General features: G+C 69.4%; 9 protein-coding genes and 1 riboswitch. Of the genes, 2 read left to right on the top strand and 7 right to left on the bottom strand.

The window, feature by feature from the left end:
- Window positions 1-11: 11 nt before the first annotated feature.
- From ASD69_RS15385 to ASD69_RS15365, 5 genes are all read right to left on the bottom strand, one after another.
- Window positions 12-665, bottom strand: coding sequence for an ECF-type sigma factor (locus ASD69_RS15385; RefSeq protein WP_056180126.1), 654 nt, complete (start codon window positions 663-665; stop codon window positions 12-14).
- A gap of 358 nt (window positions 666-1,023) precedes the next feature.
- Complete coding sequence (gene thrC, locus ASD69_RS15380; RefSeq protein ID WP_056180125.1) at window positions 1,024-2,319, bottom strand: threonine synthase; 1,296 nt, start codon at window positions 2,317-2,319, stop codon at window positions 1,024-1,026.
- 687 nt (window positions 2,320-3,006) lie between these two features.
- Window positions 3,007-3,960, bottom strand: a complete 954-nt coding sequence (locus ASD69_RS15375) for a homoserine kinase (protein ID WP_056180122.1) — start codon at window positions 3,958-3,960, stop codon at window positions 3,007-3,009.
- Window positions 3,957-6,464, bottom strand: coding sequence for a bifunctional aspartate kinase/homoserine dehydrogenase I (thrA, locus tag ASD69_RS15370; protein ID WP_056180118.1), 2,508 nt, complete (start codon window positions 6,462-6,464; stop codon window positions 3,957-3,959). Before thrA ends, ASD69_RS15375 begins: the two co-directional genes overlap by 4 nt.
- 325 nt (window positions 6,465-6,789) lie before the next feature.
- Window positions 6,790-7,482: a hypothetical protein gene (locus ASD69_RS15365; protein WP_056180115.1), complete on the bottom strand. Its 693-nt coding sequence runs from the start codon at window positions 7,480-7,482 to the stop codon at window positions 6,790-6,792.
- Between the two features lie 418 nt (window positions 7,483-7,900).
- Here ASD69_RS15365 and ASD69_RS15360 point away from each other — a divergent pair, with 418 nt between their 5' ends.
- Window positions 7,901-9,055, top strand: a complete 1,155-nt coding sequence (locus ASD69_RS15360; RefSeq protein WP_157499225.1) for a M23 family metallopeptidase — start codon at window positions 7,901-7,903, stop codon at window positions 9,053-9,055.
- A gap of 103 nt (window positions 9,056-9,158) precedes the next feature.
- Here the strand turns inward: ASD69_RS15360 and ASD69_RS15355 are convergent, their stop codons facing one another.
- Together ASD69_RS15355 and ASD69_RS15350 are read right to left on the bottom strand one after the other, a co-directional pair.
- Window positions 9,159-9,827, bottom strand: a complete 669-nt coding sequence (locus ASD69_RS15355; RefSeq protein WP_056180108.1) for a hypothetical protein — start codon at window positions 9,825-9,827, stop codon at window positions 9,159-9,161.
- Window positions 9,828-9,882: 55 nt separating this feature from the next.
- Window positions 9,883-10,557 carry a hypothetical protein gene (locus ASD69_RS15350; RefSeq protein WP_235567241.1) on the bottom strand — a complete coding sequence of 225 codons (675 nt, stop codon included), beginning with the start codon at window positions 10,555-10,557 and terminating at the stop codon, window positions 9,883-9,885.
- Window positions 10,558-10,706: 149 nt separating this feature from the next.
- Window positions 10,707-10,811, top strand: a riboswitch (TPP riboswitch).
- A gap of 92 nt (window positions 10,812-10,903) precedes the next feature.
- On the opposite strand from ASD69_RS15350, the gene thiC reads away from it, so the two are divergent.
- Window positions 10,904-12,781 carry a phosphomethylpyrimidine synthase ThiC gene (thiC, locus tag ASD69_RS15345; protein ID WP_056180106.1) on the top strand — a complete coding sequence of 626 codons (1,878 nt, stop codon included), beginning with the start codon at window positions 10,904-10,906 and terminating at the stop codon, window positions 12,779-12,781.
- The last annotated feature ends 6 nt before the right edge of the window (window positions 12,782-12,787 follow it).

Here is a 12,787-nt window from a genome sequence, read left to right as displayed (position 1 = left end):
TCAATGAGGTCTTACGTCGAGCCGTCGTCCGTGCCGCTCGGGTCCAGGGATGCGGCCAGGAAAGCGCGCGCTTTGCGCCAGTCGCGCCGCACCGTACGTTCGGTGACGCCTAGTACTTGTGCGATCTCCCCTTCGCTCATGCCGGCGAAGTAGCGCATTTCCACGACCTGACCCAGGCGCGGATCGACCGCGGCCAGATCGGTGAGCGCGCGGTCGATCGCGACCAACTGATCCAGTTCCGGGTCGTAGGAGGGTTCTTGTACGGAATCGATTTCGCCGGGGTGGTAGTGCTCGGCGCGCTTGCTGGCCTGCAGGCGCCGCACTTCGTCCAGTACGGCGTAACGCATCGCGCGCGACAGCACCGACAACAGATGCTGGCGATTGTTGAGCGAGACCTCGTCCTGGTTGAGGCGCAGCCAGGTGCGGTTGATCAGCGAAGTCGGCGAACGCTCGCTGCCGCGCCAGCGCCGGCGCAGGTGCAGCCCGGCGACTTTATGCAGTTCCTGATACAGCAGGGTGTAGACCCGGTCCCAGGCGCCGGCCTGGCCGTTCTGGGCGGCCAGGATCAGTTGGGTGACGGAATCCATGGTGTCGCAGCCGAATTCGAACCCGGACGGGTTGCCGTCCGGGGTGCCCTGAAGCGCTTCTTGGGCCTGCTGCGTCATGGTATGGAGTGTTTCCGAATACGAAAGTTGTGTCCTTGAGAACGATAAATACGCCAAAGGCCGTCCACTGTCGATTGTTGCGGGCGCAACCGATGGTGAGTGGTCAGGTTTCGCTAACTAAGCGCTGTGCGACGCAGGTGAAAACCCCTACGTTTTGTTAGTGATATGCGGTGATTGCCGGCCCGGTCCGTGGCAGGTTTTGCGTTGCACACGGGCCGTGCGCGGGCATTGCACGGTGCTTCCCTGCCACGCCGACGGACGGCGCCATTTCTCCCGGAAGGCGATGCTGTCGTGGGCGACGTTAGTGCTTCGCACTCCGTCATATTGTGACGATCGTCGCTTTCCGTGGCCGGTGCGCTCAGGCGGTCATGGCGGCCAGCCGCGCGCGCAGCGTCGCGTAGTCGGCGCGCAGGGATTCGGCCGACGCCGGGCGCGCCAAGGCCTCGGCCAGGGCGTGGGGCGGCGGCACCGCGCGACCGACCAAGGGCTCGACGATGCTGTCGAACTTGGCCGGATGCGCGGTCGCGACCACCGCCCACGGCCGGCTATCGCCTTGCGCGCGCAAGCCTTCCAACAGGTGCAGGCCGGTGGCGGTATGCGGGCAGGGCACGATGCCGTGGCGCTGCGGCGCGCGTCGGATGGTGTCGGTGATGGTGGCGTCGTCGACGGCGGTGGCGACGATCGCGGCACGCAGTTGCGTGTCGCTGCCGAACCAGTGGCGCAGGCGCTCGTAGTTGCTGGGCGCGCCCACGTCCATGGCGTTGGCGAGGGTGGCACGGGTCGGCTGCGCGGCGTAATCGGCGCCGGCGAAGTAGCGCGGCAGGGTGTCGTTGGCGTTGGTGGCCAGGCGGATCTCGCCGATCGGCGCACCCATGCGTTGCGCGACCAGGGCCGCGCAAGCGTTGCCCAGATTGCCGGTGGGCACGATGAAGTTGAGTGCGTGGCCGTTGCGCGCCTGGTGCTGTGCGGCGGCATGCGCGTAGTAGGCGGCCTGCGGCAGCAGGCGCCCCAGGCTGATGCTGTTGGCCGAACTCAGCGACAAGGTTGCGCGCAGGGCCTGATCGGACAGCGCCTGCTTGGCCAGGCGCTGGCAGGCGTCGAAATCGCCGTCGACGCGATAGGCCTGGACGTTGTCGCCCCAGCAGCCCAGGCCGTGGGCCTGGCGCGGCGAGACGCGGCCGTCGGGGTAGAGGATCGCCACGCGGAAGCCGGGCCGGCGATGGAACGCCGCCGCGACCGCGGCGCCGGTGTCGCCGGAGGTTGCGACCACGATGGTGGTGGTCGGCGCATCGGGCTGGCGCAGGGCCGACAAGGCCTCGGCGAGGAAGCGCGCGGCGTAGTCCTTGAAGGCGGCGGTGGGGCCATGAAACAGCTCCAGCAGCAGGTCGTCGGCTTGCGAGAGCGCGCGCAGCGGCGCGGGGAAGTCGTAGGCGCGGCGGCACAGTTCGGGCAGGCGCTCGCGCAGGGCGGAGTCGGCGAAGTAGGGCGCGAGCAGGGCCTGCGCGGTATCGGTGAGCGCGTCGCGCGCGGGCTGCGGCGGCAACTGCGGCAAGGCTTCGGGTACGTAGAGACCGCCATCGGGCGCGAGTCCGGCCGAGAGCGCGGCGTCGATCGAAGTCGCGGGCGTCTGGCCGCGCGTGCTGAAGTAGTTCATGGGCGGTCTCGGGGCGGGGCGGCGTGGCTGCTTGGTGCGGTCGAAGAGCAAATCCCCCTCGGTCCCCCTTTTTCAAAGGGGGAGGGCCAGCGGGTCTCTGGCGGGAAGGGAGATGCGTGCGGCGGTGGACGACCGGCGGCGGTCGAAGAGCAAATCCCCCTCGGCCCCCCTTTTTCAAAGGGGGAGGACTGGCGGGTCTCTGGCGGGAAGGGAGATGCGTGCGGTGGTGGGCGACCGGCGGCGGTCGAAGAGCAAATCCCCCTCGGTCCCCCTTTTTCAAAGGGGGAGGGCCAGTGGGTCTCTGGCGGGAAGGGGGATGTGGGCGGCGGTGGGCGACCGGCGGCGGTCGAAGAGCGAATCCCCCTCGGTCCCCCTTTTTCAAAGGGGGAGGACCAGAGGGTCTCTGGCGGGAAGGGGGATGCGTGCGGCGGTGGACGACCGGCGGCGGTCGAAGAGCAAATCCCCCTCGGTCCCCCTTTTTCAAAGGGGGAGGACCAGCGGGCTTTTGCGAAGGGGGAGGGCCAATGGACTTTTGCGAAGGGGGAGGACCAGCGGGCCTTCAGCGTGATGGGAGATCCGTGCAACGGCGCAAGACGAGGCACGCGACGCCCTGCTGTTCCCCCCTTTGAAAAAGGGGGGCAGGGGGGATTTGCCGTTGTCGTTGTCGTTGTCGCTGCCGTTATCGCCTCACTCCTCACCGATCACCTCCGCGCGCGGTCCCGCCACCGGCGTCACGTAGGCGCGCGAATCGAAGCCGGCGTCGGCGAAGGCCTGGCGCATGGCCGCCGAGGCGGCTTGCGCCTGCGCCTTGGATTCGAACCAGGCGAAACAGCTGGGGCCGGCGCCGGAGATGCTGGCGCCCAGCGCGCCGTGCGCGAGCGCGGCCGCCTTGACCGCGGCGAAGCCGGGGATCAACGGCGCGCGCCGCGGTTCGACCAGCAGATCGACCAGGCCTTCGCGCAGCAAGCTGGCGTCGCCGCGCTGCAAGCCGGTCAGGAACAAGGCCAGGTGCGCGCTCTGCTCGACCACGGTGTGCAGCGGATAGGGTTCGGCGAGCACGGCGCGCGCGCGCCGCGTTTCCAGCACCTGGTCCGGATGCACCACCGCCGCATGCAGCCACTCGGGCACGGCCAACGGAATCATGCGCGTCGCGGTCGCCATGACCACGCCGCCAAGCAGCATCGGCGCGACGTTGTCGCCGTGGCGGCTGCCGCTGGAGACCGACTCGCCGTCCAGCGCGAATTCGTACAAGGCCTCGCGCGGCAGCGGCGCGTCCAGCAGCGCGTTGGCGGCGACCACCGCGGCCACGCAGGACGCGGCCGAGCCGCCCAGGCCGGAACCCAGCGGGATGCCTTTCTCCAGTTCCAGCTCGAAGCCATAGTCCAGGCCGAGTTTGTCGCGCAGCGCGATCAAAGCCTGGCCGGCGGTATTGCGCGCGGCTTCCAGCGGCAGGCCGGCGGCGCCGAGGCTGTCGCCGCGGATCGCGGCGATGCGCACCGTCGGCTCGGCGATGCGGCGCACCACGGCGACATCGCGCGGGCCCTCGATGGAATGCCCGAGCAGGTCGAAACCGACCCCGATGTTGCCGACGCTGCCGGGCGCGAAGGCGCGCACGCGGGAATGGGGTGTCGCAGCGCTCATGCGCGGGCTCCGAGGGTCTGCGCGATGGAAAGGATGTCGCCGAACACGCCGGCCGCGGTGACGTCCGGCCCCGCGCCGGGCCCTTGCACCACCAGCGGATTATCCGCGTAACGACGGGTGCGGAACTGGATCAGGTTGTCGGTGAGCGCGCCATGCAAAGCGGCATGGCCGGGCGGCGGCGAGACCACGCCGACGCTGGCGCGGCCGTCGCGGTCCAGACGGGCCAGGTAACGCAGGCCCAGGCCGGCCGCGCGCGCCTCGTCGAAGCGCTGTTTCAACGGCGCGTCCAGTTCGGACAGGCGGGCCATGAACTCGTCCTTGGAAACCGTGCGCAGCGCCTCGGGCACCAGGCTTTCGACCTCGACCTGCTCCAGCGACAGGGCGCGGCCGGCTTCGCGCGCCAGGATCACCAGCTTGCGGGCGACGTCGGTGCCGGACAGGTCGTCGCGCGGATCGGGCTCGGTGTAGCCCAGGCGATGGGCTTCGCGCACCAGCTCGGAAAACGCGGCGCTGCCGTCGTAGCGGTTGAACAGCCAGGCCAGGGTGCCGGACAGGATGCCTTCGACCTCGGTGAGCTCGTCGCCGGTGTCCAGCAGCGAGCGCAGGGTCTGGATCACCGGCAGGCCGGCGCCGACCGTGGCTTCGTAGCGGAACTTGGCGCCGCCGTTGCGGCTGGCGGCGCGGATCGCTTCGTAGCGCGGCAGCGGGCCGGCGCCGGCCTGTTTGTTGGGCGTGACCACGTGGATGCCGGCTTCCAGCCACTGCGGGTAGTAGGCGGCGACCGCATCGCTGCCGCTGCAATCGACGATCAGCGCATGCGGCAGGTGCTCGGCGCGCACGTGCGCGGCGAAGCGCGCCAGGTCCAACGCTTCGCCCTCGGCCAACGCTTCGACCGCGCCCTGCGGCGCCATCGCCTTGGGCGTGAGCTGCATGCGCCGGCTGTCGGCGATCGCGCGCAGGCGCAGTTCCAGTTTCGAATCCGGGTGGTGTTCGGAACTCAGGCGCGGCTGCGCGTCGGCCAGCTGCGCGAGCAGGGCGCGGCCGACCTTGCCGGGGCCGATCAGGCCGACCGACACGCATTGCGGCGACAGCCAGAACGCGGAGTGGGCGGCGCGCAGCGCGCGGGTGGCGTCGCGCGCGCCGATCGCGACCGAGATGTTGCGCTCGCCCGCGCCCTGCGCGATCGCGCGCACGTTCACGCGCGCCTGCGCCAGCCCGCCGAGCAGGCGCGCGGCGACGCCGGGCGTGCCGACCATGCCATCGCCGACCGCGGCCAGCACGCATACGTCCGGGGTGACGCTGACTTCCTGGGCCTGGCCGTCGGCCATGGCATCGGCGAACGCGGCGACGATGGCCGCGCGCCCGCGCTGGGCCTGATCGGCGCGCACCACGCAGCAGATCGAATGTTCGGACGAGCCCTGCGAAATCATGGTCACCGACACGCCGGCGCCGCGCAGCGCGCCGAACAGGCGCTCGGCGGTGCCGGGCACGCCGACCATGCCGTTGCCGACCAGTTCCAGCACCGCCAGATCGTGGACCAGGCTCAGGCCCTTCACCGGCGCGCCGTCCACCGACGGCTGCGGCGTGATCAGGGTGCCGGGCGCGTCGGGATTGCGCGCGTTGCGGATGCGCAGCGGAATGCCGCGCTGCTGCACCGGCGCCAGCGTCTGCGGGTGCAGCACCTTGGCGCCGAAGTAGGCCAGCTCGCAGGCCTCGGCATAAGACATCGCCGGCAGGCAGACCGCATCGGGCACCAGGCGCGGATCGGCCGACAGCACGCCATCGACGTCGGTCCAGATGGTCAATGCGTCGGCGTCGAACAGGTGGGCGAAGATCGCCGCGGAGTAGTCGCTGCCGTTGCGGCCCAGGGTGGTCGCTTCGCCCTGCGCGTCGCGGGCGACGAAGCCGGTGACGACGATGCGTTCGCCGGGATGGCGCGCGCGCCAATCGGCCAGGCGCGCGCGGCTGGCGTCCCAATCCACGCCCACGCCCATCTCGCCCGGATGCACCACCAACACCTCGCGCGCATCCAGGCGCAGCCAGCCGGCGGCATCGCCGCCGAGCGTGGCGTGCAGCAAGTACGAGGACAGCACTTCGCCCAGCCCGGGCAAGGCGGCGGCGATGCGTTCGGCCTGCTCCTCGTTCCAGTGCCCGGCCGCGAGTCGGTCCAACTGCGCTTTGAGTTCGGTCAGTTCCTGGCGCAGCGCAGGCGCCAGACCCTGGCGGCCGCTGGGGTCGAGCTCGGCGGCAACGTCGAGGTGGCGCTGACTCAGCGTGGACCAGGCCGGTTCCAGCGCCTCGCGCCCGCGTGCGGCCGCGGCCAGTGCGACCAGGGCGTCGGTGACGCCCTGCATGGCCGAGACCACGACCATGCGCGCCTGCGCGCCGTCGTCGATCAGCGGCGGAACGGCGCGGTAGCGGACGGCGTCGGCGACGCTGCTGCCGCCGAACTTGTGCACGTGGCGAGCGGGTGGGGCGGCGGGCGAGGGTGGCGCGGACGACATGGCGAGAGCTCCGTTTGGGGCTCCGCGTCGCGACTGGGGTGTGGCCGGCAGGCCGCACCCGGATCGGGTGCGGAGCGGCGTGTTTGGATCAGTTGGACACGCCCGTCCGCACCACTGGGGTAGTGGTGGTACCGGTGGTGGTAATCGTCAGCGCTCGCGCGGCCGCGCCCCGGCCTTGCGGCTGGGCGGCGATGCGGGCGGTGGCGACGGCGGGGTGCATGCGACAGCAATAACCGAGGTTTGTGCGGTGCGTCAAGCGGCGCGGATGGCCGTCACGCTCCGCAGGCGTTCGCCGGGCGCGGCGGACCTGGCGCGCGCGCGCGGATCAGCGCGGCTTCTTCGCGCGCGGCGCGCGCTTGGGCTTGGCCGGCGCGGGCGGCGGATCGCTCGCCCCCCAGGGCGGCGGCGGGGTCGCGATCGGCCGGGTCAGGTCGAACTCGACCCGGAACAGACGCCCGGGGCGCGCCAGCTTGTAGACGAAGCGGCGGCCGCTATCGAGTTCGATCGTCCATACGTTCTGCGCGGCCTCCGGCCGGCCCATGCGCCGGAACAGCGAACGCGAATCGGCATCCGCCGGGAATTGCGCTTCGGCGCTATCGGCCGAGATCGCGATCTGCGCGCTGTCGCCGCCGTAGTGCGACAGAGGATCGGCGGCGCCGTCGGCGTGGCGGTGGTCGTGCTTGAGCCGCAGCTGGTGCCCGCGCGGGCTCAGCACCCAGGTGCGCGAGCGGTCGCTGCCGACGTGAAAGGGGATGCGGATCTCCTGCTTGTCGCATTCGCGCACGTGCATCACCAGGGCGCGGCCGGAATAGGGATCGGCCGCGTTCTCGGGGATGTCGGCGACCACGCGCCCCAGGTAGGCCTTGCCGCACAGGGCGGACAGGCGTCGAAACAGTTCGTGAGCGTCGTCGGCGACCGGTTCGGGCGCCGGCTCGCCGCGGAACGGCCATAGGGAGCAGGCGCTGGTTGCCAGCACGACGCAAAACAGGGCGATCAGGCGCGGCGAAGGTGGGTTCATGCGGCCGGAGCGTGCGTCGAGGTGATGACGTCATCGTGGCACGCGGTGCAGCCGTGCCGATAGGTGCAACCAATACGCTTCTAACGCACATCCGAGGCGCGCGATGTGAATACGGAAGCGGGGGGCGTCCGGGCTTTCGATCGCCGATCCGGGCGGCGCCGGTCCGGCGGAATGGCTCATGTCGGAATGTAATAACAGAATTGGAGAATTGGTCTCATTTGAAACTAAATGAACGGGCCTGCGTCTCACGACAGCGCCGGCCATGCGCGCGAGAGTTTTTTTGCTGCGCATTCCTCAAGGGCGACGGATGCCAGTGGAGTGGCGGGACGTTTAGCCGGACGTTACGGCTCGGCGCCGGGCCCGACGGCTGGGGCAGGCGCACGCAGTTCGCCCATTCGTTCATTCAAGGAGCAAGGCAATGAAGGACATATCCAAGGCAAGAAAGACGCTGCTGGCGTGCTGCATGGCGCTGGCGATCAGCGGAGCGGCCACGGCGGCGGAACCGGCCGGCGGCGGGCTGGCCGGGCGGGATCTGATCTACAGCTACGACGAGATGTTCGACTTCGACATCGACGCCTATCTGGCCAAGCGCGCGCCGCATCTGTCGCGTTACGGTGAGACGATCTCGCACTGGGCCGGCTACAGCGGCATCAGCCCGAAGGTGCTGATCGCATTGATGGAGCAGCAAAGCGGCGTGGTCACGCGCCGGCGCGCGGCGGCCGACGGCATGAGCCGGCCGTTCGGCAAGCTCGCCCAGAGCCGCGACTTCAGCGCGCAAACCCGCGAAGTGGCGGTGGCGCTGCGCGAGGCGCTGTACGCGCAGGACGCCGCCGACGCCAAGGGGCCGGTGTCGCTGGCGCGCGTCAATCCGCTGCAGACCTTGTTCGCGCGCACGGGCGTGAGTGCGGCCAGTGCGGCGCTGAGCGGCGACAGCGAGTTCCAGCAGGTCTACGCCAGCCTGTTCAACGAGACCCGCAAGGCGGCGACGCCGTCGCCGCGCTTCGCGGCGCAGGCCGGTCCGGACGTGGGCGCCCTGGCGGGGCCGGCGAACGGCTTTCTGCAGTTCCCGTTCCCGCGCGGTCAGCGTTGGCATGTGGGCGGCGCGCACACCAACACCGGCTCGGGCAACTACCCGATGTCGTCGCTGGACATGTCGATCGGCGGCGGCTGGGGTAGCAACCAGAGCAATACCTGGGTGTCCTCGTCGGCGGCGGGCTCGTTCAAGCGCCACTCGTCGTGTTTCGCCGAAGTCGTGCATAGCGGCGGCTGGTCGACCACCTACTACCACCTGATGAACATCCAGTACGCCACCGGCGCCAGCGTCGCGGCCAATACCCGCATCGCCAATCCGGCCAACACCCAGAGCCAGGCGCTGTGCAACGGCGGCTCCTCCACCGGCCCGCACGAGCATTGGTCGCTCAAGTCCAACGGCAGCCACTACCACCTCAACCAGGTGTATCTGTCGGGCTTCCTGATCACCGCGACCGGCAGCAGCTACGACACCAACTGCAATCGTTTCTATCTGACCAAGAACGGAACCAAGTACTGCTCGGGCTACTTCACCAACCCGTGATGCACGCGGGCGCGCCGGCGCCCGTGGTTTTCCCCGTGGCGCGTCCGGCCGGCGAATCCGGCCGGACGTCGCCGCGCTAGCGGAGCGCTCGCGCGTGGACGCCTTATCGGGGCTTGCCGGATGAGACGACTCCGCCGTTGCCGCTGGTGGTAAACAGGAAGCGCGCCTCGGACGAGCCGTCGGGTAAGCGGATCAGGCGATGGGAAAAGACGGGCATGGGCAGGGTCGTCTGCTCGCGGAACTCGCGGGTCCATGCATTGAACGCTTTGCCCTCCTTGCCGACGTTGATCAAGCCCGCGCAGAATCTGAGGCCACAGGCGAAACGGCCCAGGGGGGCCAGCTCAGGGTGGCGTTGTAGCGACGCTTCGATTTCCATGCGGTAGGCGGCACTGCGCTCGCTCGCCTCCGCGGTGTTCCCCGCCTGCAGCGATACGATGAAATCGTCGAAATTCTTGGCGCCCAATGCGGCTTGCGCGTTGTCGTTGACCATGTCCTGGGTCAGCAATGCGGCCTCTATCGGCGGCAAGGCCTGCGCGCCGTTGGCATGGTCGTTTCCAGCGGAACGCTGAGCGGGATAGGGCGACGTCTGCCGCGCGTCCGACGGCTCGGAATAGGCGCTCGCCTCGCTTCCGTCCGTCCGCGTTTCCGGCGCGTCCGAGGCATCGTGCGCAATGGGCGCATTGGCCGCTCCCTCCGGTGCCCGCCGACCGACGAACCAAAACGCGGTGGCGACGGCCGACAAGACCACGACGGCAACAATCAGTTTTCGCATTCGGGATGTCCTCGATCAGCGGTGATTAATAGCCAAGACGGCGACGCGATCCTGCTCAGCCGCCCCACGGCGGCGGAGGCGGCGCGATCGGCTGGCTGAGGTCGAATTCGACCCGGAACAAACGCCCGGGGCGCGCGAGTTCGTAGACGAAGCGCTGCGCGTCGATCTCGACCGCCCACACGTTCGGCACCGAGACCTCGCGGCCCAGTTTGCGGAACATGTCCTGGCTGTAGGCGTCGGCCGGAAATTCGTAGCGGCCGGCGATCTCGCCCGGGCGCTGCACGCCGGGCGCACGCTGATCGCCGCCGTACTGGGTGAGCGCATCGGGGCTGCCATCGGCGTGGCGATGATCGTGCTTGAGCCGCAGCCGGCCGTCGTGCGCGCTGAATACCCAGGTGCGCGAACGGTCCTCGCCGACATGAAAGGGCACGCGGATCTCGGTCAGGCCGCAATCGCGTACATGCATGATCAGCGGCTTGCCGGCGAAGGGATCGTCCGCGCTCTTGGGCGTGTCGACCACGACGCGGCCGGCGTAGGCCTTGCCGCACAGCGCGCGCAGGCGCTGCAGCGGATCGGCCGGGTTCGGCGTGGCAGCGGCACTCGGCGTCGCTGGCGCGGGCTTGGGCGCGGGCGCGGCGCAGGCCGACAGGGCCAGGAGGAGCGCTGCCGCCCATCCGGCAGGGCCTACGGCGATACGAGGCGAGGAAAGCTGACTGGGGTGGCTGGGCATCGTCACACGCTAGCCTGCGCGGCCACCGCAGGCAATGCGCGGACGCCAGCACGCACAGGCCCGGCGCGCGCGGCGGACGCGCCCGCCGGAATCCGCCCGTGCCAGCCTGGGCGCGGATTGGCGCCGACCCGAATTTCCATGTCTAATGCGCACTGAAGCGGGGGTACCGCGGCGGTTCCAGGCCGGCGGTTGAGACAGTCCCTTCGAACCTGATGCGGTTGAGACCGCCGTAGGGAAGCTTCGCCGGCCGCGCTTCGCGGCCGTGCGCCGCCCGCTTTGTGCGAGTCCCTCGCATGCGCCCGCACGTTTCGTGCGGATGTCTTCATCAAAAAGCGGATCCGATCCCATGAATGCGGTGCCCTCCGAACTGCTGCAGCAGGCCGAACGTCTTTCGGCCGACGTCGTGCGTCCGATTCCCGGTTCGCGCAAGATCCACGTCGAAGGTTCGCGTCCGGACCTGCAAGTGCCGATGCGCGAGATCGCGCTGGCGCGCACGCCGACCATCTTCGGCGGCGAGGACAACGCCGCGCTCGCGGTCTACGACACTTCCGGCCCCTACACCGATCACGACGTCGAGATCGATCTCGCCGCCGGCCTGAAGCCGCTGCGCGCGAACTGGATCGCCGAGCGCGGCGACACCCAGGCGCTGAGCGGGCTGTCGTCGGAGTTCGGACGCAAGCGCGAGCACGACCCCAAGCTGGCCCACGTGCGCTTCGGCAACCGGCCGCTGCCGCGCCGCGCGATCGCCGGCGCCAACGTGACCCAGATGCATTACGCGCGCCGCGGCATCATCACCCCGGAGATGGAATACATCGCGATCCGCGAGAACCAGCGCCTGGAAGCGATCCGCGAGGCCCACCTGCTCAACCAGCACCCCGGCCACAGCTTCGGCGCCGACATCCAGAAGATCATCACGCCGCAGTTCGTGCGCGACGAGGTCGCGCGCGGCCGCGCGATCATCCCCAACAACATCAACCACCCGGAAAGCGAGCCGATGATCATCGGCCGCAACTTCCTGACCAAGGTCAACGCCAACATCGGCAATTCGGCGGTGTCCTCGGGCATCGCCGAGGAAGTCGAGAAGCTGGTGTGGTCGATCCGCTGGGGCGCCGACACGGTCATGGACCTGTCCACGGGCAAGCACATCCACGAAACCCGCGAGTGGATCATCCGCAATTCGCCGGTACCGATCGGCACGGTGCCGATCTACCAGGCCCTGGAAAAGGTCGACGGCCGCGCCGAGGAGCTCAACTGGGAGATCTTCCGCGACACCCTGATCGAACAGGCCGAGCAGGGCGTGGACTACTTCACCATCCACGCCGGCGTCTTGCTGCGCTACGTGCCGCTGACCGCCAAGCGCGTGACCGGCATCGTCTCGCGCGGCGGCTCGATCCTGGCCAAGTGGTGCCTGGCGCACCATAAGGAGAATTTCCTCTACACCCACTTCGAGGAAATCTGCGAAATCATGAAGGCCTACGACGTGGCCTTCTCGCTGGGCGACGGTCTGCGTCCGGGCTCGATCGCCGACGCCAACGACGCGGCCCAGTTCGGCGAGCTCGAGACCCTGGGCGAGCTGACCAAGATCGCCTGGAAGCACGACGTCCAGACCATGATCGAAGGCCCCGGTCACGTGCCGATGCAGTTGATCAAGGAGAACATGGACAAGCAGCTCGAGGTTTGCGGCGAGGCGCCGTTCTACACCCTGGGGCCGCTGACCACCGACATCGCGCCGGGGTACGACCACATCACCTCGGCGATAGGCGCGGCGATGATCGGTTGGTTCGGCACGGCGATGCTGTGTTACGTGACGCCGAAGGAGCACCTGGGCCTGCCCAACAAGCAGGACGTGCGCGAGGGGCTGATGGCCTACAAGATCGCCGCGCACGCGGCCGATCTGGCCAAGGGCCATCCGGGGGCGCAGGCGCGCGACAACGCGATGAGCAAGGCGCGCTTCGAGTTCCGCTGGGAGGATCAGTTCAATCTGGGCCTCGATCCGGAGCGCGCGCGCGAGTATCACGACGAGACGCTGCCCAAGGATGCGCACAAGGTGGCGCACTTCTGCTCGATGTGCGGCCCGCACTTCTGTTCGATGAAGATCACCCAGGACGTGCGCGATTACGCGAAGGAGCATGGCGTCGAGACCGATGCCGCGCTCGAAGTGGGCATGGCCGAGAAGTCGGCGGAGTTCCTGGCGGCCGGAGCGGAGCTCTATCGGGCCAGCTAAGCCGTC

The organism is Lysobacter sp. Root604 (genome assembly GCF_001427505.1).
Lineage (GTDB): Bacteria > Pseudomonadota > Gammaproteobacteria > Xanthomonadales > Xanthomonadaceae > Lysobacter.
This window is presented reverse-complemented; position numbering and strand designations above follow the sequence as displayed.